Below are 24,297 nucleotides of genomic sequence, written 5' to 3'. Positions count from 1 at the left end.
AAACCGAAGCTGACCTGGCCGTAGGGGACCCGGTCATCACTTGAGGTGCTCGAAGAATCCCACCTCGGGGGTTCCTGGTGCACCGACGAGCAGCGCGCGGTCGAGCAGGATGTTGTTGTGCTCGCAGCTCGTCTCCGGGAGCATCACGCAGGCATGGCAGGCCGCGAGGTTGGCGCCGGTGGTACTCGACGCCTCGGCCTCGAAGCAGAGCGGGTCCGAGGAGCACCACTCGGCGCGGCGAAGGGCCGAACGGAGCGCTTCGGCGAGGCGCTTCGGTTCGCCCTGCGCCACGAGGCCGCCGAGGCTGCCCTCCGAGTCGCTGGTCGCCGTGTACACGAGCAGGCCCGCCATGTGACCGTCGGCGTACAGCCGCTCGCGCAGAGAGGCCGCCGGGTATCCCGCATCGAGACTCCACTCGTTGATCAGCACGTGCGCCAGGGTGTGCAGCAACACCATGCGCGGGGAAGCCGGGGAGTCGACGGCCCGCGCAGGGTCGTTGGCCCGCTGGTCCAGGATCCGCTGGTGGGTCGTCCGCATGCGCTCCGCCCGCGCCGCGACAGCGGGCGCCTTCTCCCACGCGCCGAGACGTTCCTCGTCGAGCCGCAGGAAGACGCCCTCTCCGCGTACCTCCACGGCCGGCAGCCAGCGCAGATCCTTGTCGTCGGCAAGCGGCATTTCCCTCGCGTCCGCCGTCGACTCGGCGTCGACGAGCCGGGTGAAGCCCTTCAGTGCCCGCACCTCACGGAGCTTCTTCACCAGCATCGGCCCTGTGACGCCCAGCGGTGCGAGCATGCTGCCGTCACCGAGCGGTGACTCGCACACGAACTCCTCGTTCCTGGTGTGCTCGCTGCCGTCGTTGCCAGCGCGAAGCCGCTCGTACTCTTTGTTGCGCAGGGCGCGGTAACGGCGGTCGAAGGACGGCTCCGCACCGGCTTCGGCCTCTTCCTCGCGTTCCGCATCGAGCAGGGTCATCACCTCGTCCAATGAGAGGGGCCACGGCTCGTTACGGAAGACGCCGCGCAGATGGATCTCGACTTCCCTGCGGCTCTCGTATTCCCTGAGCATTTCCCAGTGACCGGCGAGCGGGTCCGCTCGCCCACTGCTCCACGGCGGAATGGAGAGGGCCGACTTCACCACCGGCTGCCACACCGAGGACGAACCTCGCTGAAGCGTGCGCATAGGGCGTCCGCACGTGTCGGCCGTGGCGGCGCTGCCGAGCCAGGGGCGAGTGCCCCGGCAGGTGAGACCGAGATCCTTCAGCGCGCTCCTGCGGAACGAACCCTCCATCGAGACCTCGGGCACCTTCCCGCACGTGCAGGAGATGAGGATCGAGCGGAGCGAGGAAGTACGCCCGGACGTGCGCAGCCTGAGCTTCCCACCGCACCTGCCCGAGACGCCCGATCCCCGGTCGGTCGAGCGGTGCACCCACTGCCAGTAGGGGAACTCGTCGAGATGACCCGCCTCGCAGGCGACGACGAAACGGGAGGGGACCAGATCCACCTCGCACGCGCCGCAGACGCTGCGACCGGGCGGAGGAGCGAAGTCCCGGTGCCGCTGCAGTTCATTGCATTCGGGGCAGGAATGCATCAGGGGGAAGCGACGCACGCGAAGACCGTCGGTGCTGGCGTCGTCGGAGGCCGGCGGCAGCCGGAAGTGATCGACTCCGAGCAGTCGCTCCAGACGCCGTTCGTGGATGCGGGGCGCCTCATGGTCGCTCCAGCTCTTGTCGGCATCGTCCAGCCCCGAGACGATGAACGACTCGTGATCGACGGCGATGAGCGAGCCGATGCCGTACGTGGTGATCACCTGAGCCCGCCGGACCGCGCCGCGGCGCAGCAGGTTGTGGGCGGGTGCGTTGCCTCTCGCTCCGGTCCGGCGGCGTCTCGCGGGCGGCGGGGTCATCGGTTTCCCTCCAGGAACAGGGCGGACTCGGCGTCGACGTCGCGCAGACTCCACAGGGTGGGATACGCATTGACGTCGGGTGCATCGTCGAAGGGCTTCAGGATCGCGGGCGCTCGGCTGCCCTTCTGCGGTTCGAAGAGCAACTGATTGTGGATGTCGGCCTCTTTGCGCCACCAGCCGACGAACTCGTCGAACTCCTTCTCCACGTTGCGCGCCTCCTCCGGGCTGACCGCGAAGACACGCTGCGATAGCAGCTTCTTGATCGGCCCGCGCAGAGTGTCCGCGTACTCCTCGACCCGGCCGGCCCCTTCGTTCGGGCGCGCCTGCGGGACAAGGATGCGGGCGAGAGCGACGATCACGGCGTGGAGGCCCCGCTCGCGGGAGCGGGCGGAGAACGGCGTCACGGACGTGGACTCGACCTCGCGATAGAGCGCCGAGTGGTAGTGCTGGAAGTTCTCGTAGTGCGAACGGTCCCGGGCACGCGCGGAGTTCAGCATGACGGCGACCAACCCGGGATGGGCACGCCCGACGCGGCTCGTCGCCTGGATGTACTCGGCGGTCGTCTGCGGTTGGCCCATCACGGCCATCAGACCGAGCCGGTCCACGTCGACACCGACGGCGATCATGTTCGTGGCGAGCAAGACGTCGACGGCGTCCTCGTCGGGGAGCCGCTTCTCGATGCCTTTGAGTCGCGCGGGGATCTCGCTGGCGTCGACACGGCTCGTCAACTCCGAGTAATTGGCGACCTGCCGTACGGCCACGCCCTCGCGTGCGGCCAGGATCTCCAGGTAGGCCACGACGTCGTCGTGGACCTGGAGCTCGGCTGCGGACAGCAGACGGAGGCTGTTGAAGTAGCCGACAAGGCTCCAGTACGCATCGCGCACCTTGTCGTCGGTGTCGGCGTGCAGGGCCCGGTGCAGCAATGTGGCGTACGTACGGATCAGCAGCGTCGACTGGCTGGTGCCGGGAGCCAGAAGACCGACGTAGCGCCGGCTGGCCTTCTCGTCGCGCGGTGTCTCCACTGCGAACCAGGAGTCGCGCGCGTCCAGACCGGCGGGCGGGAACTGGCGCACCTCACGGTCGAACAGGTGAAGACCTTGATCGGAGGCCCGACGGATGGTGGCTGTGGACGCGATCACTTTGGGGCGGTCGGCCAGGGCGTCCACCGCCGTCTCGTACAGGCCGGTGAGCGTGCCCAGCGGTCCGGAGATCAGGTGGAGTTCGTCCTGGACGATCAGCTCCGGGGGAGGGGTTCCGTCATCCGGGTCGTCGCGGTTGAACAGCGCGGAGGTCGCGGGCCGCCACGGCATCGAGGCGAACTTGTCGACGGTGGCGATCACCAGGGTCGGACGAGCGTCGTACACCGCCTCGTCGACCAGGTGGACGGGCAGCCCGTCGATGAACTCGCAGTCCTCGCCGGGGCAGCGGACGTGCATCCGCTTGGCGATGTCGTCGACTTCGTAGTCCCTCGCGTCCAGGCGCGTACCGCACCAAGGACAGGCATGCAACTGAACGGGGTTCTCGGTCGCGAGCCGCTTGTCGAGGTCTGCGCGCAGTTCATCGAGTCTGGCGGCGGCAACGGCCAGTGTGTTGGGCGTGGCCGAGCGGCCCACCCACATGCCGATCGAGAACGGCTCCTTGCCCAGTTCGGGTGTGCCGCGACGCATGCGCTCCATGGCGCAGAGCAGGGCAGCCGCACGCTCGAACTGCTGGAGAGTGAGCAGCCGGAGCGTGTAGCGCATGAGGACGGTGACACCGCCGCCGTGAGACCCCTTGCGGATACGGCGCAGGAAGGACGTGAAGGCGATCAACCCGAGGTACGCCTCCGTCTTGCCGCCACCCGTGGGGAACCACAACAGGTCGGAAATCTTCCGGTCCTTGTGCTGCGGATCGTCGATGCCGGCCAGGCACAGCAGCAGGAACGCGATCTGGAAGGGCCGCCATCGGCCGGCGGACGGGTCAGGGCTGCCCACGCGACCCCCTTTCACCCAGGCGCTGCGCGCTCGCTGGTCGGCCATGGCGCGATTGGCGAGCCGGAACGCCCGCATCAGCTCGGGCTTCTCACCGAGCAGTTCGATGCCCTCACGGGTACGGCCGAGTGCCTCACGACAGGCCCGCACCTGGTCCTGTGCCGGTTCGTGGTCGGGGCCCTCCAGATCGTTCGCCTCCGCCGCTTTCCGCTCGATCCAGTCTTCATAGCCGTCGGCGAGTGCCTTCAGCGCGGCCAGCACTTCGGCGTCGGGCTGCTCGGCGAGCCCCAGCATCGACAGGGACGAGCTGTCGATCTCCGGGTTGGAGTCGGTCAGCAGCACCTCCACGCTGGGCACGACCTCGGTACGTACCTCGGCAACGGCTGCCTCACGTACTTCTGAGACTCCTATCTGGGACGGCGCCCAGTCCCACGCGGCCGCACATCCGTGCCCGACAGCGAAGGTCGGGGCATGCCGGTGCAGCAGACGACTGGTGGCGATGTCCGGATCGTGGGCGGCAGACGGAGCGGATCGTTCGACGATCGCGCTGGAGCCGTCGGCGGCCCGGACCCGCAGCCCGGATTGGAACAGGGCGAATGCGTCCTGGAGGTCCCACTCGCCGACCTTCTGCTTGTTGACCAAGGTCACCGTGACCGCGACCGTGCCCTTGGGGTCGGGCCGGCGGACGACGATGCGCAGTTGTGCCCTGCCGTCCAGGTCCAGGCGCAGGTCGGACGCCGGTGTCGTCACGTCCACCGGCTGGTCCGGCAGATCGAGCTCCTGACGGTGCCACCGCTCCCTCTGATCGGCCATCGTCCGGGCCTCGGCCCGTCGCGCCTGCACCGGGTTGCCCTCGGCGTCGGTCGGCACGTAGATCGCGGCGCGCGTGGAGACGACGATCGTGCCGCATGTGTCCGGGTCGACCGCGAACGTCAGACCCATCGACGAGGGCCGCTTGTCCCCCGCAGACCCGAGATCCTCGGCGTCCCTCGACTCCTCCGCATCTCCACGGGCAAGCAGCGGTGCGGTGTCCTGGCCGTTCAACTCGGCCGCGTTCTCGTCCTTCCGCTCCTTCGTGGTACGCGGGTACAGCACCCCCGTCAGGTAGCGGTCGATCGGTGCGTCCTGTGTAAGGATCTCCGCCCGCTCATCCGGCGATGCGTCCTCCCCAGGGCCGAACAGCTCACGGCGCAGCCCCACGAGCAGTTCCTCGTCCCGTACTCGATAGTGCTCGGAGTGGCGACCCGCCTCGTCCGTCATGCTCTCTGCTCCTCGTCGTCTTCGGCCCGCCGGAACATCCCGATGCCGGTGATCCGCGGCACCACCCACACCCCGCGGTCGCCCAGCCCGGCGTTCGCGCCCGCGGCCGCGCTGCCTGCCACCGTCTCCAGGGTGTCGATCCGCAGGCCGTGAATCTCGTCGGGCCACCATGGGTCCCACCCGCTTTTCACCTTCTGCACCTGGTACAGCCCTTGCCGGAACCGCTCCGACGCCTCGCCGATCTCCCGTCCGTCGTGGATCAGGGCGTACGGCGGGCTTTGGTACTCGCCCATCGGCAGGTCGTGGAGTCTGCGCAGCACCACCTCGTGCCCGGGGGCCACCCGACCCCGCAGGTATGCCTGCGTGGTCGTCGCGTCGTCGCGGTGACCGGGCGGATCGTCCCGGCACACGTCACCCGCCTCGGCGACGATGCCGTACCTGTCGTATGACCGCCATCCACCGATGTACTGACGGCCGCCACGGCGACCACCGACCCTGCGGAACAACGGCAGTTCGGGGGGGACCATGTGGTACAGATCGTGACGTGCCCGCGTCATCGCCACGTACAGCGCCCGCGCCTCGGCGGGCAGGTCCAGTTCGTCCTGGTGCTGCTTGCGCAGTTCGGCGACCGTCGGCGGGGTCAGCAGAATCACCCGGTCGAACTCCAGGCCCTTGGCCCGGTGCACGGTGGAGACGACGATCCGCTCGGTCTCCGGGTCGGCAGCCTCGTCGGGGAACCGGCCGTCGGCGACGAGACGTCGCAGCCGGTCGAGGTCGAGCGCGGTACGCCCCGGCGAGCGAGTGGCGCGCCGCAGCACCGTCCACAGAGCCGCTGCGTTCGGTTCGTGGGGGAGGGGTATCTCCGCGAGCAGGGACCGGAACCGTTCCTCGGTCAGACCGGTCGCCTCGGTACGGCGCAGCAGCTCCGCCACCCAGGCGGGCACCGGCCGCTCCTCCAGGGGGCGGCGCAGCCGGTGCTCGACACCGGCCGTGTGGAGCAGCCGCGACACCACGAGGGCCTGCCGGTTGTCGCGGGTGAGGACGGCGCAGGAGTCGTCGAGATCCCGGAGACCCTGCAGCGTGTACTCGTCGGTCAGATCGCCGTGGGCGTTCACCGGGTCGAGGAGCAGGTCACGCAGCTCCTCGTACAAGCCGGCGGCCTCCTCCTCGTCCCGGACCTTCTGCAGCCTCGGTCCGTGGGCGAGGGCGATCCGGGCCTCCGGGGTGACGGCCCGGAAGTTCTCGGTGAGACGCAGCTCGACCAGGTCGTCGCGGAACGAGGCCCGCAGCCAGTCGAAGAACCGGCCGATCTCGGCGTTCCGTTCCGTCGGATCCTCGATCTGGAATCCGTAGACGGACTGGGCGGCGTCGCCCACCACCGTGAAGCCGCAGCTGTCCTGGTAGCGGTCGAGGAGTGCCTCCACCAGTTCGCGGCGGTCACCCAGGAGGTCCTGCACCTCGTCGATCACCACATGCGCGGGCGGCACCGAGTCGCCGGCCTCCAGCGCCCCCTTCTCGACCGCCTCGGCGGCGGCCCGGATCCGCTCCTCGAAGGTGGCGCCGGCCCACTCCCCGTCCGGATACGCCTGACGGAGCACCCCGTAGGCCCACGCGTCGAAGGTCTGGGCACGCACCCGGCGGGCGTGCTCCCCGTGCCGCGCGATGCGTTCGCGCAACTCCCTGGCGGCCGCCCGGGAGAAAGTGAGCACCAGGATCTCCGCAGCCTCGAGCGCCTCGTCAGGGTCCTCGTGACCGCACAGCGCGTCCAGCCGGCGCACCAGTGTGTGCGTCTTTCCCGCCCCGGCGCCCGCAGTGACCAGGACACGCGCGTCCCAGGGCTGCTCGACCACAGCCCGCTGCTCGTCGGTGAGCGGAGGGCTGTCGAGGTAGACGTCGGTCACTTGCGGCTCCAGAGGTGCTCGAACTGGTTGAAGGCGAGCTGTGTGTCGAAGTTGGCGATGTTGTCGCTGACGTTGAGGATCAGGCAGGTGTCCTTGCCGCCGTTCTTCGGGCCGCGCAGACCACGTCCGATCATCTGCTGGTAGACGTTCCGGCTGAAAACCGGCCGCGCCACGACGACCACGCGTGTCGACGGTGCGTCGAACCCCTGGGTCAGAACACCGTAATTGGTGAGGACGCGGATGCGGCCGGAACGGAAATTCTCGATACGCGTACGGCGGTCCTGGGCGCTGGTGGTCGAGTCGACGGCGGCGGACGGGACACCCCGGTCGTTGAGCATGGCCGCCAGGTACTTGGCGTGATCCACTGAGGTTGCGAACAGCAGTGTGGGCCAGTCGTCTGGCAGCACGGCCACCGAGTCGACGATGCGCCGGCTGCGCGCGTGGTCGTCGGCCAGCCGCTGCTCGGCGGCACGGGACAGCATGGCCATGCGCTCGGAGTACGACTGCTCGTCCTGGCTCAGCTCGATCCGACCGCCTTCCAGCGTGCGGTGCTCGACCTGTGCGAGCATGCCCCATTTCTGCAGATCGCTGTAGGGGTCTCCCGACGGGAAGACACCCTCGTCGAGCCGCCGGTTGCCGAAGCGGCCGATCAGTCGCCGGGTCTCCTCCTCGTTGGTGTTGCGGAACGGCGTGGCCGTCAGACCGAGCAGGTGGCGCCGGGTCTCGTACTGCGTGAGCCCCAGCAGGCCCAGAACCTCGGTGTACCGCGGCGAGATTCCGGTGTGCGCCTCGTCCACGATCACCAGAGAGGCATCGCGCAGCCACGCGTACTGGTCGGTGCCCAGGCACTTCTGCAGTTTGGCGTCGGTGGCGACCACCAGATGGGGATGGTCGACGACGTCGCCGACCTCGTTGCTGCTCCACAGGCGGCTGACGGTGAGCGGGCGTTCCGCACCGACCTTGCTCCACACGAACTTCCAGCTCTGTACGGCCTGCTCGCACAGCTCCTCGGTCTGCGCGATCCAAAGCAGCGGTCCCTTGAGGTCACCGACCCGCTTGACCCAGCGGATCACGGCCTCGGCGGTGACGCGCGTCTTGCCGGCGCCGGTGGGCAACGACAGCATGCCGCGCTGTGGGGCCAGCCGGTCGAGCATGGTGGAGATGTTGCGGACCAGGTCCTCCTGGTAGCCGTGCAGCCCGGGGAAGTCCCGCGGGCCCTCGACCGTCTCGAACGGCGGCGGTGCCGGGGTGCGGGACCCTGCGAACGTGATCGGCAGTCTCAGGTCCGAGACGAACGCGATGGCCGCCGAGGAACCCCCGTACGACACCGGAGCGTTCGGGAAGCGCGCCTGGATGTCCCTGGCGTGCTGCTGGAGCACACCGTCGCCGTGCGCGTTGAACGCCATCTGGGCGATGCGGCGTGGAGAGGGCTCGGCGCCTCCGTGGGCCTGCAGCTCGGCCTCCATGAGCCCTTCGGGCAGTCCGGCCCTGAGCGCGTCCGCGCCGATCAGCAGCTCGATCTTGGCGACCACGTCCCCGGCGTCCCGCACCGCCTGCTGTGCGGCCTTCAGTTCGCCGTCCCGCGCCATGCGCTCCTGGTGCTCCAGCACCGAACGGCAGCCGGCGGCACCGAGACCGAGGCCCAGCTCGCGGTCGATCAGCCGCAGCATCGGTTCCGGTTCCAATGGCATCCGGACCTTGACGATGCCGTCCTGTCGCACGGCGTCCAGCGGAGAGGGCTGGGCGCCCTTCTTGGGCGTGCGGACGATCTCCTCCAGTTCGGTGCACCGCTGCACCATGGTGTTGCGGTTGGCGGTGTTGAGGCGTTGCCGCAGAGCGGGGAACAACTCCACCAGCGGCACGGGATCCCCGTCCGGCACCTCACGGGTCTCCCGGCTGATGACGTCGGCGTAGCGGAGCATGCCCCACTTCTCGGCCATCAGCTCCGCGTCCCCGGCGGTGGGGACGAGTAGGGCCGGCACCTGCTCGGCACGCAGGGCCCGGTACTCCACATCGCCGACGGCGAGCGTGATCTCGTCGTCGGGGCGCGTGTCCCACACGTCACCGACACGGCACCGAGTCAAGGAGTTTTCGGGGAAGTCCGCGCCGAACCGGGTCAGCATCACGTACGTCGTTCCGACGAACACGTCGTCCTCGCTGCGGGACACCTCCTTGAGGAGCGCCTCCCACCGGTCACCGGGCACTTCGTCGACGGTGGTGGGCAGACGCAGTCTGCGGGCCTTCTCCAGGGAAATGTCGGCGACGGCCAGAACGTCGCGGTAGGCAGCCAGCTCGGGTCCCACGGCCTCGGTGAGGGGCTTGATACCCTTCGACGTGGACACCGTGCCGTACTTGAGCAGGATCCACCGGATCGGCGAAGTCACAGCCTGGCGTGTGCCGGTCTGGGCGCCGATCTGCCGGGTCCAGTTGGTCACCACGGCGTCGTCGGGCAGTACCTTCAGGAAGCGGGCACGGGACTCCGGCGACAGGGCGCGGAAGAGGTGGAGCGATCCGGCGATCGGCGCCCCCTCGACCTTGATCCGGTTCAGGCCGGGCCGGGGAGCGCTGTTGCTCAGTGTGCGCACGTAGGCGGCGTGGACGGCCGTTCTGTACTCCTCGAACCACTCCTCGCCCTCCTGCGGCTTCACCCCGACGGTCGGTCGATCCGACAGGCCGACCTGGGCGAAGAACGGGGTGTCGTCGGAGTGGAAGTCCATGTCGACGGCCACTGCCGGGTCGCGCTCGGCGTCGACCACGGGGCCGGGCAGCATGCAGTCCTCGATCGGCCGGAAGCCTTGGTCGGCGGTTCGCACCCGCAGCGCGGAGCGAGGCTCGGTGACCTGCTCCACGACCTTGTGGGTCAGCCGTCGGACTCCGGCACGGCGGAAGAGCTCCCAGAAGCGCAGCCAGTCGGCGTCGGAATAATGGTCGAAGCCCTGGTCGAGCACGCTGGTGAATCGGCCCTCTGCGTCGGCTTCCCGGATGCCCAGCACGTTCAGGGCGTGCGCCAAGGTGGGGTCCTGCGCCAGCTCGGCCACCACGTACACAGTGGACTCGCGCAGCCCGTCCTGATCGACCCGGCGGAACACCCTGCCGGGGACCGGCGGGACCAGGCCGTGTTCCTCGGTGAGCACGATGCGGGCCTTGCGGGCCTCCTCGGCGAAGACGGACCCCTGCTCGATCATGTCGGCGAGGATCCGGACGGCCACCGCGGACGCCTGCGGGGTGCCGCTCTCGACCAGGGCCTCCAGCCACTCACGGGCTTGGGCCCGACCGTGTCCGGCCGCGCTGAGGATGTGCTCGACCTTTCCGGAGCGCACAACGTCCGCCTCGACGCTCGGGTGGAGCCAGTCGGAGGGGCGTCCGGGGCACTCGTGCCACATCCGGAGCCAACGGGTGAGCCTTCGCGGGTCCTTGTCGAGCCGGGGGTGGACACGGAGCGTGGTGGGCACCCGCAGAACGCCGTCCTGGTCGGGCAGCGACGGGCAGCGCCCGGCGCGCATCCAGATCTCACGCGTGAGGAACTCGTCGGCCCAGCTGATGGCCTCCTTCACACGTCCCGGAAGCAACGGCAGGTAGGCGGCCGGGTCCTCGGCGGGGACCAGGGCAGGGAGGGAGTCGACGACCAATTGTGCCGACGTGCGGATCATCTCCTGGTTGAAAGGCGAGGAGTCGAGCAGGTTCTGCCTGTCCTCGTTCGTCTTCCAGGCGCCGTTGAGGACACCGCTCAACGACATCTCGTACTTGGTCGGGAAGAAGGACCAGAACCTGCCGCGACCGCGCGAGCGCGTGCTCACGTACAGGCCGCTGTCCGGGTCCTTCTCCAGCGCGGGGACGCCCCACGACAGATCGAGGCTGATGCGGTCGTGCAACTCACCGGCGTCGGCACGGGCCGCGGGACCGGGCTCGTGCATGACCGTGAAGACGCGCCATTTCTCGGTGGATGCGGCCTTGTCGTTGCGCTCCTCGACCACGGTGTGCAGGTCGCCGGACCGGTGGGCGGTCAGGACCCGTCGGACCGCGGGCTGAGGCCGGCGGTCCTCCAGCACGACCTTCCCCACATGCGGCGAGAACAACTGGAAGCCGACCGGGAACTCCTCGCGCGGCTCGCCGTGGTCCTTGCTCCGCGTGCCGTGCATGTCCCGGCCCAGCCGCTCGTCGGACCCTGGCAGCAGCGGCAGTCGGACCACGGTGACAGCCCAGCTCAGCAGCTCGTTCAGGACCGGGTCGGCGGCTCGTTCCACCTGCCTGTCGAGCGGACGGGCCATGCGCAGGACGGGGGCGTCGAATTCGGGGCCGTAGCGGGCCGTGACACCGGGCACGGCCTTGATCTGTTCGTGGGACCAGGCGCGATTGAAACCGAAGCTCCCCGTGCTGCTGAAGAATTCGGGCGTGTCGGTGACCACGAGGACCGATTTCACACCGACCCCGAAACGCCCGATCTGGCCGCCGCGCTTCTTCGACATGCTCATTCGAAGAATCGTCTCAGCGCCTTCCGGGGTCACCGGGTTCCCCTCGTTGGCGCAATACAAATGCGTTTCCGTGAGGACGACGTGGACTCGCCCCCCGGGGTGGTCCGCGATTTCGTCGGCTGCGTTCTGGACGAGTTCGAAAAGCTGTCGGTCGCCGTATCCGCCCTGTGTGATGCGGCGTTCGCCATTGGCGTGTTCGGCCACGAGGCCGGGGTCCACGGCATAGGTCTGAAGGACGCGGGCGGACTGTTCGAGAACGGTTTCGACGACTGCGGAGGAAGAGGAAGACATTGCTCTGCGCTCCCGAGGTATGGAGGGGGGAAAGGTGGGCGACGGACGGGCCGGCAGGAGCTTATGCGAAGCCGGCCCGTGACAGTCGGGCGTGTTCCGGGGTCGATGGAGAGCGTCCTCGCACACGAGTCGAAGACGCGTCTACGGGGGACTTTCGAGGCTCGACAGACGGGTGCCGTCGACTCCGAAGGCCCCTAGTCCGGCAGCAGCTGGACCACCTTGGCCAAACCCGGGAACTCCTTGACGAAGTCGTCCCCGGGCACATCGTGCCGGTGAAGAACGACGGCCACCTCGGCCCTGCTCGTTGCCCGCAAAATGTCCAACTCCAAAGCGCTGCGCTCACGGTACGAGAGCAGCAAGAAACCACCGTCGTTGTCGTCCAACTTCGAGCCCCCCAGGCGCGTTGTTCGGTGTCGCCGTACAGGGGTGCAATGGGGCACGCCCCCCGTGAAGACGGGATTGTTCAAGTCTGGATCTTCGTTCTCCGCGGTCACGCTACTGATCGAGACCTCGGGTTGCCAGCGCTTTCGAAAAATGCCTCTTGTGCAGCTGGCGGGCGTGTGTGGATACAGTTGTCCCCTCCTGCGCCGAGAGGATTCAAGGCGCAGTCCTCCCCCGGCCGCCCGACATTCCGGATGCAGATTGCCCGAGCGGGATGGATTTCCCATCGATAGGCACAGTAGTGGGGTCGCCGCAATGGCGCAAGCGTCAAGTCGCCGCTGACGTAAGGGAGTTGACGGTTCCGCTTCCGCGCGGGGTTGAGACCGGCGAATAAAGGGGTGATCCGGGCGAAGTGGACACCTGCGTCAATGATCCCGCCGAAGGGAACCTGTTAACTACTGGTTGACAAGATCGATAACGTCAAATTAGCGTCGCCGGTAGGACCCGAGTGGAAGTGCAGGTGGCGTGTGGAGACAGGTGAGGAGTTCGGGCCCTGGTTGGCCCGACAGCTCAAGCTTGCGGGGAAGACGCAGGCCGAACTGGCCGACGAGTTGGGGCTGACTCGGGCTGCCGTCTCCGCCTGGATCACCGGAAGGTCGACACCCCGGCCGACGGTGATGGCGGACATCGCGAAGGCGCTCGGTACGGACCTCGGCACCGTGCACACGCGCACCACCGACACCCAGGCTGGCCTCCCCGTCACGTGGTACCACCGACCCGGGTACCCCGACGGGGGCCGCGAGCTCGGCAACGCCGCCGCCTTCGCGTTCGACGCGGACGTCCAGGTGCTCGCGCGCGAGACGTGCCAGAACAGCCTCGACGAACGACTGGTGGACAACGGCCGTCCCGTACAGGTCCGCTACACCCTGCACGAGTTGACCGGCGAACATCTCGACGCCTTCCGGGACGCGATCCGCTGGAACGATCTCTTCCCGCACTACCAGGCCGTGTCCGAACGTGCCGGCAGCCAGAAGGTCGGACGGGTCGTGGACGCCGGTGTGCGCGACATGTATGAGAAGGGCCGCCTGGTCCTGCTGCGCGTCGACGACTACAACGCGTCCGGCCTCACCGGTGACGACTACGAGGACGGCAAGTTCGCCGCCGTGGTCAGGCGACAGCTGGAGAGTCTGAAGTCGGGCCCCGCCGCAGGCGGTTCGTACGGACTCGGGAAGGCGACGCTTTGGGCCACCAGTGCTCTCGGCCTGGTGCTCATCAACTCCACCCTGTCCGTGCCCCACGAAGGACGCAGGGACCGACGGGTGATCGGCCGACTCGAACTGCCCTGGCGGCGGGTGGGCGAGGAGTCGTTCGCCGGTCCCGCGTGGTTCGGGCGTCCCGATCCCGACTCCAAAAACGCTGAGGTCGTCCGTTCGTGGTGGGCGGACGAGGAGACGGTGGCGCGGCTGCACCTGACCCGCGACAGCGACGAACCCGGCACCTCCTTCCTCATCGTGGGCGCGCACGACGTGGCCAGCCTGGAGGCGGACGGCCCGGACCTCGACGACGAGAGCGTCGAGGAGGAGGGTGACGAGGACACCCGCGACATCAAGAGGATGCACAAGCGGCTCGTCCAGGCGCTGGGGCGCGACTTCTGGGCCGCGATGACCGGCGGCGGCGGTCGACTGCCCCTGTTGGAGGTGTCCGTCCGCGCTCTGCGCAACGACGGAGAGGTGGTCGTGGAGGAGACGAAGGTGGACCCCTCCGTCGAACAGCCCTCCCGGACCCGTGCGCTGCGGGCCTTCTACGAGGGAACCACGGTCGACCGACTCACCGAGGGCGGACAGGTCGCCATGCGGAACGTCCCGCTGAAACTGCCGCTGTCCGGCGGCGCTCCGGGTGGCACATCCGGCATCCATCAGGCCGTGCTGCTGGTGACCGAGGCGGACGGCGACCAAGACAGGCCGATCAACCAGGTGCACTCGTTGCGCGGCAACCGGATGACCGTGAAGAAGGCCACCGTCCCGCGACTGCCGATCGGCACCAACCCGTTCCAGGCGGTCCTTCTGGCCGGTGAGGCAGCCGGTGACACGGCCCCCTTCGCCGAGGAGGCAGAGGAATTCCTGCGCGCGGCGGAACCGCCCGAGCACGACCGCTGGGGCCAGACGGAGGAGCTGACCCTGCGCTGGTCTCCCTCCGCCTACCGGCGGATCGAGGGACTGACCCGGGAGGTCAACAACGCGGTCAGGGAGCTCGTCGCCCGCCCGAAGCGCACCGCACGCGAAGGTGGCGAGGCGCTGCGAAAGGCGCTGACGGTCAAGAGCCGACCCAAGGCAAAGGCACCCACGGGTCCCGTGATCCCTGTACTGAAGAGCCTCGACGCCACGATCGGTGAAACGGGAGAGTGGCTGATCGACGCCGAGGTGAGCATCCCCCGTGGCGACGAGATCGTCCCCATGGTGCCCGTTGCCCTGCTGGACGTGCGCTCCGGCGGGCGTCCGAAGCTCGACTGGGCGGAACTCGTAGGCGTCGAGGGCTGCGAGGTGGAGGACGGCGTCCTGCGGTTCACCCCCGGAGCGCGACGTGCCGCCTTCCGGGGGGCCACCGATGTCGGCAGCCATCCGGTCAGGACGGCGCTGACCCGCCTCGTGGTCGAACTGCGTGCCGGCAAGGGGGAGTGACGCGTGAAGATCTACCCGTACAAGCGGCTCAGCCGTCCGATCGCCCTGCGGGTGACGTCGGTGTCCCTCAAACTCGCCGACGGCACCAGGAATCCCCTGGACACCAGCGCCTACTCGACGCAGCAGCAAGCTGTCGCACTCGGCGTCGCCGGGTACGACGACTGGGTGAGCGCCGTCCTCGGCCTCTCGGCGACCCTGCCTCCCGGGGCCGATACGGAGGACGCGCCTTGGTCCGACCTGAGCGTCCTCGCCGTGCTCACGGACGGCGAGACGAACATCCGCACCTCCATGTTCCTCACCCGTGACACCGAGGACGGTCGTGACTGGTCCGGCTCCGTGGAGATCGTCCGCGACGACCACCTGGGGCGGGCTTCCCTCGCCGCGTACGCCGTGGCCACCGTCGATGGGGTCGAGGGACGCTCCATCGCCGAGACCGACCGGAGCTGGACCGTCGACACCGTCTCCGACGAACCGGTGACCGGTCTCCAACTGAAGGTGGAGACGGCGTCGTTCGGCAAGAGCTCCCGGGAATGGCTACGGGCCTACGCCGACGCCCCCTGGATCGTCGACACGTCGGCCCGGGTGCCCACCGTGTTCGTGAACACCGACATCGACGGGATCGTCGGACTGCTGGACAGCAGCGCCTCCGGCGTGGAGAGCAAGGTGCGCGACCTGCTCGTCGCTCAGATGGCCGCGGACGTCTGGACCGCCGTGTTCCATGGCGCCATCGGCGAACTGGAGGTGGAGCCCGGCGGAGGTCCTGTCTTCCCCACGGACTGGCAGGGCGAGGTGCTGCGGGAGATGCTTCCCGACGTCGTCCCCGGCGTGCACGTGGAAGAGGCACTGCGTCAGGTGCACCGCCGACGCACCGGCGACGCAGGCTGGGCCGAGCTGCAGACCCGTATCCACTACGCGGCAATCCGCCGCGCGGAGGCGTCCAAGGCGCTGGGCTACGCCATCCGCAGCCTCGAACAAGCCAACCGGGAGAGCGAGAAGTGATCACCAAGCCTGACCACGTACCCGATCGCCTGGCGCTGCTTCCCGCGTCCGCTGCCGACACCTTCATCACCGAGCAACTCCTCAAGGCCGAGCTGGTACACGGAGGTGTCGACCTCGCCAAGGTCGTCGAACCGCTCCCGGACGACGACGCCAGGTGGGACGTCGAGCCGATCCGCAGCCTTGTCGAGGACGCCATGTTCGAGTTCCGCGATGACCGGACGCGCGCCGACGCCTGGCTCGCGCCGAGACTGCACGCCACGCTGCGGCTCACGCGACGGGAGGCGGCGGACCGACGGCTGTGGACGCACATCGCGTTGGCGGTGGCCCCCGACTACGTCGCATGGCGACACCTCCCGCCCTCGACCGGCCACAACACCGAACGACGCATCGCCCCCGAGCGTTTCCAAGGGCCGGCCGACCGGCAGTGCTTCTCCCGTCTGTGGTGGGCGGCCGAGCTGTTCCGGAACGGGCGGGACTACGAGCCCGTCGAGGTGGCCTGCGGCAACCAGGACCTCATCCACACCGTCCTGCGGAGGGATCTGATCGATCACCGTCCCACCGCTCAGGCGCTGGTACGGCTCGTGAAGAGCGGCAGGGTGACCACGGGCCGGGAGATCAACGGCTTGAGCGTCGCCATCACCGCTGCGGGAGCGACCCTGGTCTACGACGTCCTCGCACCGGACGAGCCCAGGGACCCGACCCCGCTGAGGGACTGGATCGCGGAGGCCCAGACGGCACCGCCGGTCTCCCGCCACCTCCTGCCGGACGGACCGGACGAGGACCCCGTCCCCGAGAAGGCCGTGGAGGAGCTCACCGCCTACTTCCTGGAACTGTTCGAGACCGCGCCGGTCAGGGGCAGGAGGAGCGACACCTGATCCGCCGGCGTCCGCGGCTCACCTCGTGGACGCCTTCTCCTTGCTCCGACGTGCGGTCGAGCGCGGCGGTGCCTGGTCCTGAGGATGAGGGCAGCGGGCGGTGCAGTCGTCCGCTGCCCCGCACCCCTGGCTGCGCAGCTTGGCCCGCTCCTCCTCCGTCGCAGGCACCCACGGCCTCCGGAAGTCCTCCGGATCCGGAGCGGGCAGACCCAGCGCGGCGCTCAGCAGGTGCGCACCGAAGAGGGGCGGCACGGCGTTGCCCACCTGTTGCGCCTGCGCGGTGCCCGACCACGGGTACCGCGGGGGGAAGCTCTGCAGCGTCCCCGCCTCGTCCATGCTGAATCGCGGACCCTCGTACACGACGTTCTCGTCCAGGTGCTCGAAGACCACGAAGCGCGAGATGCGGCCGGTGACGGTGGTGGCCGGCTGCCGGTCGGTGCGGACACCGCGACGCCCGGGATGTCCCGAACTGCCGTAGTTCGAGCGAACCAGGAACGGCTTCCTACGTCCCGGCAGCGCCATGCGCATCGACACCCACGGGAGCAGTCCCTCGGCCTCCTTTCCCTGTGTGTCCGACTCCAGGGCGATCCCCTCGTCGAGGGCCGGCTGACGGGCGCCGAGAGCCGCCGCGGCCTCAGCGGTGGCACGGTTCCACTCCTTCGCCTCGTAGGCGCGGTGGGTCGGCGGGGGAAGGAAAGGCACTCCGAGCCCCTCGCGGCGGGCGATCAGCACGGCTCGGGAACGTGTCTGCGGCACCCCGTAGGTTTCGGTGTCGAGGACGGCCACCTCGGCCTTGTACCTGGTCCCGTCGGGCAGACCGACGGTCTCCAGCACCAGGGCATAGTGCTCCCACAGCGCCCTCACCGCGGGAACCTGCTCCAGGACGACGACGTCGTACGGCCGGTTGCCGCGGTTGGGGCTCCGGGTCGCTTGGATCGCGTACCGCAGTGGTTCGAGGACCAGGGCCGTACGCGGGTCGGAGAGGTTCTGCAACTCCTTGTCGATCGTCTCGTCGGAGTCGCCCGCCATCAGGCGTTCGATGTACCCCTTGACCTCGTCCAGGGCCTTGCGTCCTGCGCCGCTGCCGGCGACCGAGTACGTCTGGCACGGCGGGCCGCCGGCGAGAACGTTGATCTCAGGGGGCAGCGACTCGAAGGCGTCCCTGCGGATCGCGCTCACGTCGGCGTGAAGGGTGTCCAGGCCGGCCGCGTAACGCGTGAGGCAGGCGCTCTTGTCCCATTCGATGCCGAGCGTGGGCACGCCGAGCTCGTGCGCGGCCACGTCCAGCCCGCCGGGCCCCGCGAAAAGATCCAGGACATAAGGCTTGTCGAGGGCGGGGCGATGGCGCGGCGTGCTGGTCATGTGGCGGAAGTGTAGCCGGCAGCGGTCACTGCCCGAGCCCCGTCCAGGGCTTCGGCCACCGCCCGCCCCAACGCCTCTCCGACCGGGGGCGGCATGGCGTGCCCGACCTGGCGGTACCGAGCCGTCTTCAACCCGGTCACCTCCCACGACTCGGGGAAGCTCTGCAGCAACGCCGCCTGCTCAACTGTGATTTTCACCATGCCGTCCCTGCCGAGGTCGGGATCCCACACGAAGTCCGGGCCGGGGATCTCGTTGCCCACGGTGTGGGCGTCCACGCCCATGGTGGCCCACTTCCGCTTGGCCCCGGTCGGGCCCAAGTCGGCGCCACCCCGGTTCTTCGATCCGCCGACCAGGGTCGGAGCCGGCTGATCTGCCTGGGCGGCCCAGCGGGCGGCGTCCGCCCAGCCTCGCGACGCCATGCTGGCGGCCAGAGCCTCACCGACCGTCCGCGGCTGTCGCACGGTCGGTGCCGGCGGCCGTAAAACCCCGGCAGCCCGCCGACCCTCCACGGCCAGAAGTACACCCTGCTTGCGGTTCTGCGGCACGCCGAAATCGGCGGCGTTGACAACGAGCCAGCTGAACTCGTAACCGAGGTGGGTGAGTTCGTCCCGAGCGAAGTCCCGGAACTGCTGGTACTCGTCCGCATGCGCGAGGCCGGGCACATTCTCGATGAGAACCGCCCGCGGCCGGATCGCATGGACCAGATAGACGGTGGCCTCCAGCAGCCGTTGCTCGACATCAGATTCCACGCGTCCGACAGTCGCACTCGACTTGACCCGAGGGAGCCCCGCGGACAACAGGTCCACGTCATAGCTCTCGGGATGCTCGCTCGGATCGAAGTCGAGAAGATCCGTCTGGAGCACGTTCCAGTGCGGACGGTTGGCCCGCAGAGTGCGGCAGGCGTCGTCGTCCTCGTCCAGCAGAAGGCGCGGCTCGAAGCCGGCCTGCTCCAGGCCCAGCGCGAGCCCACCCGCTCCCGAGCACACATCGACGAAGCTCAAACCACTCATTTGTTCCTCCCCCGACCCGGTCGGGCCCTCTCCCGTTCCACCACCGCAGCCACGCGCACGGCAACGTCCTCCGGGTCTTCGTGCTCCCAGAACCGCAGCACCGTCCACCCCTGCGCGACCAGGTGTTCCGTCGTCTCGCGGTCGCGGGCGATGTTCCGGTCGAGCTTGCTGCGCCACCAGTCCGCATTGGCCTTCGGCTGTGTGGCGTGCTGAGGGCAGCCGTGCCAGAAGCAGCCATCGATGAGGACCGCGACCTTCGCACGCGGGAACGCCACGTCGATACGTCGCCGAGGCATTCCCGGCACGGGATACTCCACGCGGTAGCGCAGCCCGCCGGCATGCAGCAGCCGCCGCACCGCCAGCTCGACATTGGTGTCCTTGCTCGCCTGTCTGCTCATGCGGGCCGACACACCCGGAGAGGACGGCACCACGCTGCTCACTGTCGTCGAACCTCACGCACGCATGTCTTCACGACCGATCCCGCCGTCGGTCCTGACCGAGCCGGCTGTCGCGTCCGACGACAAGTTCCCGCCCGGCCCGCCGCACGTTGCGGCTCTCCGTCGATCATGACACCTGTCAGATGCTCACGGTTGCCGAACGAGGAACTTCTGGTTCCACACCGACCGGTGGTGGCGATGATTCACGCCGGCCGAGTGCCGTGACACTCCCCATAAGCCTCCCCCGACCCGCACCAGCAAGCCTCCCCCCGCTCAGGCGGCCAAGCCACCGCACGACCTCGGGCCGCCAGGGTCGTGGCGTACTGGGGGAGCAGGGTCGGGTCGGACGGGGTCGTGCCCTCCGAGGCGGCGAAGGCCTCGTAGGAGGGGACCGTGCCGGTGACGATGCCCAGGTTGGGGGTGCCGGAGGCGGACAGTTCGCGCAGGGACGTCTCTATCGTCGACACGTGGGCCTCGTAGGAGGGGTACTCCTCGGCGAGGGTCGGGTAGTCGGAGACGAGTTCGGCCAGTTCGGAAGCCGGCCAGTGGAGGACGGCCACCGGGAACGGGCGGGAGAGCGCCTCTCGGTAGGTGCCCAGTTCGGCCTGGAGGCGGGAGATCTCCGCCTGGAGTTCCGCCGGGTTGGAGGAGCCGAGGGACCAGACCCGTTTCGGGTCGTGGAGTTCGTCCAGGGGGACCGGCGCCGTGTTCAGGGTGTCCGCCAGGGTGTCCCAGTCGTCGTGGGGCAGGCCCAGCATGCGGCGGACCCGGTGGCGGCCGAAGAGGAGGGGGCGCGCGGCGTAGGGCGGCTCGCCCTCCGAGGGGAGCAGCAGGTACGCGGCCTGCGTGAACGTGTCCTGGGCCGCCTCCAGTTCGTCGTGGGACTCCAGGGCCTCCGCGACGATCACCCAGGGCAGCGGATCGCGGGGCGCGGCCACACGGATGCCCTCGATGATCGCGCGGGCCTCGGCCTCGTGGTCGTACTCCCAGAGGTTCGCGGCCTTGCGGGCGCGGACCAGGTGGGGGTGCTCCAGGGTTTCCCCCGTGGCGAGCAGGCGGTCGTAGAGGGTCGTCGCGGCGGGGCGGTCGCCGGCGAGTTCCAGGTGGGCCGCGGCCCGCAGCAGCAGGGCTTCCGCGTCCTCGGGATACAGGCCGGCGGTCCGCTCCAGGCGTGCCGCTTCGGCGGTGTGGTCGACGTTCTCGGCAGGCGTGTCGGAGCGCATGGGGGACACCGTACTGCCGATGAATGACAAACGTCAGGGATCCGCAGGCCAGGCGGCGCAGGACCGGACGGGCCGCCCCGCGCCTCAGGTCCGCTCCCGCAGCACCCCCACCCCGACCGCGCCCACGGCCGCCAGGGCCGCCGACACCAGCAGGGCGACGTCCGCGCCGTCGGGCAGGCTCTTCGTTGAGGTCGCCAGGGCGATGGTGAGGGCGACGCCCGCGCAGGAGCCGATGTAGCGGAAGGTCTGCTGGGCGCCGGAGCCCATCGCCGCGCGCTCGGGCGGCACGGACTCGACCGAGACCAGCGGCAGCGCGGCGTTCAGCAGGCCGCTGCCGATCCCGCCGATCACCAGACCCGGCAGCAGGCGCGGCCAGGAGTGGGCCGACAGCGCGCCGAGCATCGTCAGCGCGGCCACCGCGTGCAGGACGAAGCCCGCCGCCAGCTGGAGCCGGGGCGGGACGCGGCCCGCCAGGCGCCGCGCCTGCAACGCCACGACGAAGGACAGGCCGGACCAGAGCAGGAACAGCCACGCCGTCGCCATCGCCGACATCCCGAGCGTCTGCTGGAGCAGTGCCGGGAGATAGCTGAACAGGCCGATCACCGCCAGTCCGGTGAACAGGCCGCCCGCCGAGGACGCGAGGAAGCGGGGCCGGCGCAGCAGCGTCAGATCGATCATCGGGGTGGCCGTCCGGCGTTCGGCCACGGCGAAGAGAGCGAGCAGGGTCAGCGTGGCCAGCAGCAGCAGGCCCACCGGGGCGCGCAGCCAGCCGTCCCGGCCCAGGGTCAGCGCGGCGACCAGGCAGACCAGGGCCGGACCGAAGGTGAGGGCGCCGAGCAGGTCGGGGCGTCCGCCGCGCGGGGCGCGGGACTCGGTCAGGGTGCGCGCCGCCAGGGCCGCTGTCAGTACGGCGGCCGTGCCGAGGACGCCGTACGCCACCCGCCAGTGCGGCAGCGCCCCGGCGAGCAGCGGGCCGACGGCGATGCCGCCGGAGACGAACGCGCCCCACACGCCGGTCGCGTGCAGCCGGCCACGCGGGGTGGGGTAGGCGTGCACGATCAGGCCGAGGCTGCTCGCCAGCAGGGCCGCGCTGGCCGCGCCCTGGGCGATGCGGGCCAGCGTGAACAGCCAGGTGGAAGTGGTCAGCGCGCCGAGAGCCGTGGTCAGGCCGAGGGCCAGGGTGCCCGCGGTGAAGATCCGGCGGCGGCCGTAGTCGTCGGCGAGGCTTCCGGCGACCAGCAGGAGGGCGGCGAGGCCGAGCGGGGTGCCGTTGAGCAGCCAGGCCTGCGCGGACAGCGGGGTGTGCAGATCGGCGGCCGTGTCGGGGAGCGTGACCATCGGCGCGGTGTACGTCATCAGGGCGATGGCCGTGGCCGCGCTGGTCAGGGTGAGCGTGGCGCGCGGGCGGACGGCGGTGGGGGCGGCAGCCGTCTTCCGGCCGGCTACCGCGGGCCCTGGTGGTGCGGAGGCCGCCTCGACACTGCCGGGGAGGTCGGAGCTGGGCATGACGGTTTCCCTTCCGGACGGGTCTCCGGGGGCCGGCGGGTCGGGTCCTGGGCCGGCCCGCGAACTTACGGTTCGTTCATTGAACCTACGAGGACACCGCCACCGTAGCAGGGTCGGTTCGGTGATCGAACCTATGGCGGGAAAATAGGTACAGTGGCCTCATGGGACTGGGCAAGGACTACGTGACGCAGGAGTGCTCGATCGCCCGGGCGCTGGAGGTCGTCGGCGAGCGGTGGACCCTGCTCGTCATCCGCGACGCGTTCTTCGGCATCCGGCGCTACAACGACTTCCTCGTCCACCTCTGCATCCCGCGCGCCGTCCTGGCCGCCCGTCTGCAGACCCTCACCGAGCAGGGAATCCTGTACAAGCGCCGGTATCAGCAGTCGCCGCCGCGCGACGAGTACGTGCTCACCGAGCGCGGTATCGCCCTGTGGCCCACCCTGCGCTCACTCGGCCTGTGGGGCCGCGAGCACTTCGGTGAGCAGCCGCTGCGCATCCTGAAGCACGCCACCTGCGGCACCGAGCGCGAACTCGGCCCTTACGGCGAATGTCCCGACTGCGGAACCATCGCGCCGGTCCCGGACGTTCTCATGCTGCCGGGGCCGGGACTCGACCCCGACCCGGCGGATCCGGTCAGCCGGGCCCTGCTCCGGCCCCGAAGGCTGCTGCAGCCGCTCGAGCCGGATCCTGTATAAACGGCCTTACGAACAGCCCGTAGGACACGGGCGTACGACGAACAGGGCGGGGGGAGAAGTCGATGAACCGCGACCGGGCCGGGCTGCGCCCCGCCGCCGGGCTGCGCCCCGCCGCCGCGCTGCTGCTCCTCGTCCTCCAGGTCGCCCTGCTCGACACCGGCAGTCTCTCCGCCACCGTCGCCCTCGCCGCGACCGCCGCCGTCGGCTCCGCGCTCGCGCTGTGCGCGCTGGTCACGGCGCTCTGTGTGCCCGCGGTGCCACCCACCCGGGTCCGCACCGCGATACGGGACCGCGCCCGTCGTACGGCTTTCCTGCCCCAGCGCGACCCCGACGCGCCCGGCCGCCGCCGGCCCAGGGCACCCGGCCACGCCCTCCCGGCGACCACCGCGTAGGGCATCCCGCCTCCGCCCCCCCCACGGGCACCACCGCCGTCCCCGGACGGACGGGAGCTCCGCGTGGGTCGTCATGCCGATCTCATCGATCCCCATCGTTCCGGCACGACGTGACCCCGGAGGGCCACTCACCCATGTCCGTTTTCGCCCACCTCGTCGAGCGGCTCGCCGAGCTGCTCCAGCCCCTGTTCCACGCCTCCGCTGCCGCCGCGGCGATCGTGCTCTTCACGATGCTCGTCCGGCTGCTGGTCCACCCCCTGTCCCGGGCCGCCGCCCGCGGGCAGAAGGCCAAGGCCGCGCTCCAGCCGCAGATCGCCGAGCTGCGCCAGAAGCACGCCAAGGATCCGCAGAAGCTGCAGAAGGCGATCATGGAGCTGCACGCCGAGGAGAAGGTCTCACCGCTGTCCGGCTGCCTGCCCAGCCTGTTGCAGGCGCCCGCCTTCTTCCTGCTCTACCACCTGTTCTCCAGCACCAGCATCGGCGGCGAGGCCAACGGGCTGCTCGGACACCAGCTGCTCGCCGCACCGCTCGGCGACCGCTGGGCGGACGCCCTCACCGGCGGCGGCCCCCTCGGCGGCGCCGGGCTCGTCTACCTCGCCCTGTTCGCCCTGGTCGCGGTCGTCGCCGCGTTCAACTTCCGGCGCACCCGGCGGATGATGGCCGAGAACGCGCCAGTGCCGGCGGCCGCGTCCGGAGAACAGGTACCGGGCCTCGGAGCCGTCACGAAGGTCATGCCGTTCATGTCCTTCTTCACCCTCGTCACCGTCGCCGTCGTACCACTGGCAGCCGCGCTCTACGTCGTGACCAGCACGGCGTGGAGCGCGGTGGAACGGGCGGCGCTCTACCGCTGAGCCGCGCCCGCGCCGCCGCGCCCCCGCACCTCCGCGCCCGCGCCGCCGCGCCCCCGCACCTCCGCGCCCGCGCCGCCGCGCCCCCGCACGTC

Annotated in this window: 16 protein-coding genes; 6 read left to right on the top strand and 10 right to left on the bottom strand. The window is 69.8% G+C overall.

The annotated features are described in order from the left end of the window. Positions 1-36: 36 nt before the first annotated feature. From drmB to ACZ67Q_RS18710, 5 genes are all read right to left on the bottom strand, one after another. Positions 37-1,902 carry a DrmB family protein gene (drmB, locus tag ACZ67Q_RS18730; RefSeq protein ID WP_471183140.1) on the bottom strand — a complete coding sequence of 622 codons (1,866 nt, stop codon included), beginning with the start codon at positions 1,900-1,902 and terminating at the stop codon, positions 37-39. Then, complete coding sequence (locus ACZ67Q_RS18725; protein WP_471183138.1) at positions 1,899-5,132, bottom strand: helicase-related protein; 3,234 nt, start codon at positions 5,130-5,132, stop codon at positions 1,899-1,901. Before ACZ67Q_RS18725 ends, drmB begins: the two co-directional genes overlap by 4 nt. Further along, a complete protein-coding gene (locus ACZ67Q_RS18720) occupies positions 5,129-7,033 on the bottom strand; it encodes a UvrD-helicase domain-containing protein (RefSeq protein ID WP_471183136.1) in 1,905 nt (634 codons plus the stop codon). Before ACZ67Q_RS18720 ends, ACZ67Q_RS18725 begins: the two co-directional genes overlap by 4 nt. Further along, a complete protein-coding gene (locus ACZ67Q_RS18715) occupies positions 7,030-11,796 on the bottom strand; it encodes a DEAD/DEAH box helicase (RefSeq protein WP_471183133.1) in 4,767 nt (1,588 codons plus the stop codon). The genes ACZ67Q_RS18720 and ACZ67Q_RS18715 overlap by 4 nt, the downstream gene beginning before the upstream one ends. Positions 11,797-11,990: 194 nt before the next feature. Continuing rightward, positions 11,991-12,179 (bottom strand): hypothetical protein, encoded by a 189-nt coding sequence (locus ACZ67Q_RS18710; protein WP_471183131.1) that lies wholly within the window; start codon positions 12,177-12,179, stop codon positions 11,991-11,993. 525 nt (positions 12,180-12,704) lie between these two features. Here ACZ67Q_RS18710 and ACZ67Q_RS18705 point away from each other — a divergent pair. From ACZ67Q_RS18705 to ACZ67Q_RS18695, 3 genes are read left to right on the top strand one after another with little or no spacing between them, the layout of a single operon-like run. Further along, positions 12,705-14,855 (top strand): helix-turn-helix domain-containing protein, encoded by a 2,151-nt coding sequence (locus ACZ67Q_RS18705; protein ID WP_471183128.1) that lies wholly within the window; start codon positions 12,705-12,707, stop codon positions 14,853-14,855. Positions 14,856-14,858: 3 nt separating this feature from the next. Further along, positions 14,859-15,854, top strand: a complete 996-nt coding sequence (locus tag ACZ67Q_RS18700) for a hypothetical protein (protein ID WP_471183125.1) — start codon at positions 14,859-14,861, stop codon at positions 15,852-15,854. After that, on the top strand, positions 15,851-16,729 hold the full coding sequence (locus tag ACZ67Q_RS18695) for a DUF6339 family protein (protein WP_471183122.1): 879 nt from the start codon (positions 15,851-15,853) through the stop codon (positions 16,727-16,729). The genes ACZ67Q_RS18700 and ACZ67Q_RS18695 overlap by 4 nt, the downstream gene beginning before the upstream one ends. An 18-nt stretch (positions 16,730-16,747) precedes the next feature. Here ACZ67Q_RS18695 and ACZ67Q_RS18690 read toward each other — a convergent pair whose 3' ends face one another. The 5 genes from ACZ67Q_RS18690 to ACZ67Q_RS18670 form a co-directional block, all read right to left on the bottom strand. Continuing rightward, positions 16,748-18,091, bottom strand: a complete 1,344-nt coding sequence (locus tag ACZ67Q_RS18690; RefSeq protein ID WP_471183119.1) for a DNA cytosine methyltransferase — start codon at positions 18,089-18,091, stop codon at positions 16,748-16,750. Then, a complete protein-coding gene (locus ACZ67Q_RS18685; protein WP_471183116.1) occupies positions 18,088-19,101 on the bottom strand; it encodes a DNA cytosine methyltransferase in 1,014 nt (337 codons plus the stop codon). Before ACZ67Q_RS18685 ends, ACZ67Q_RS18690 begins: the two co-directional genes overlap by 4 nt. Continuing rightward, on the bottom strand, positions 19,098-19,499 hold the full coding sequence (locus ACZ67Q_RS18680) for a very short patch repair endonuclease (protein WP_471183446.1): 402 nt from the start codon (positions 19,497-19,499) through the stop codon (positions 19,098-19,100). Before ACZ67Q_RS18680 ends, ACZ67Q_RS18685 begins: the two co-directional genes overlap by 4 nt. A 242-nt stretch (positions 19,500-19,741) precedes the next feature. Beyond that, positions 19,742-20,761, bottom strand: a complete 1,020-nt coding sequence (locus tag ACZ67Q_RS18675; protein ID WP_471183113.1) for an SEC-C domain-containing protein — start codon at positions 20,759-20,761, stop codon at positions 19,742-19,744. An 84-nt stretch (positions 20,762-20,845) separates the two neighbouring features. Then, positions 20,846-22,267: an MFS transporter gene (locus ACZ67Q_RS18670; protein WP_471183111.1), complete on the bottom strand. Its 1,422-nt coding sequence runs from the start codon at positions 22,265-22,267 to the stop codon at positions 20,846-20,848. 161 nt (positions 22,268-22,428) lie between these two features. On the opposite strand from ACZ67Q_RS18670, the gene ACZ67Q_RS18665 reads away from it, so the two are divergent. The 3 genes from ACZ67Q_RS18665 to ACZ67Q_RS18655 all read left to right on the top strand — a co-directional run bounded on the left by ACZ67Q_RS18665 (position 22,429) and on the right by ACZ67Q_RS18655 (position 24,205). Next, entirely contained in the window at positions 22,429-22,962 is a 534-nt protein-coding gene (locus ACZ67Q_RS18665; protein ID WP_471183108.1) for a winged helix-turn-helix transcriptional regulator, read from the top strand. 62 nt (positions 22,963-23,024) lie between these two features. Next, entirely contained in the window at positions 23,025-23,354 is a 330-nt protein-coding gene (locus ACZ67Q_RS18660; protein WP_471183105.1) for a DUF6412 domain-containing protein, read from the top strand. 134 nt (positions 23,355-23,488) lie between these two features. Further along, positions 23,489-24,205: a YidC/Oxa1 family membrane protein insertase gene (locus ACZ67Q_RS18655; protein WP_471183102.1), complete on the top strand. Its 717-nt coding sequence runs from the start codon at positions 23,489-23,491 to the stop codon at positions 24,203-24,205. Positions 24,206-24,297 lie beyond the last annotated feature (92 nt).

This window comes from Streptomyces sp. NPDC036813, from assembly GCF_055609245.1.
Note: the sequence above shows the minus strand (reverse complement) of the source record. Positions and strands in the feature narration are given on the sequence as shown.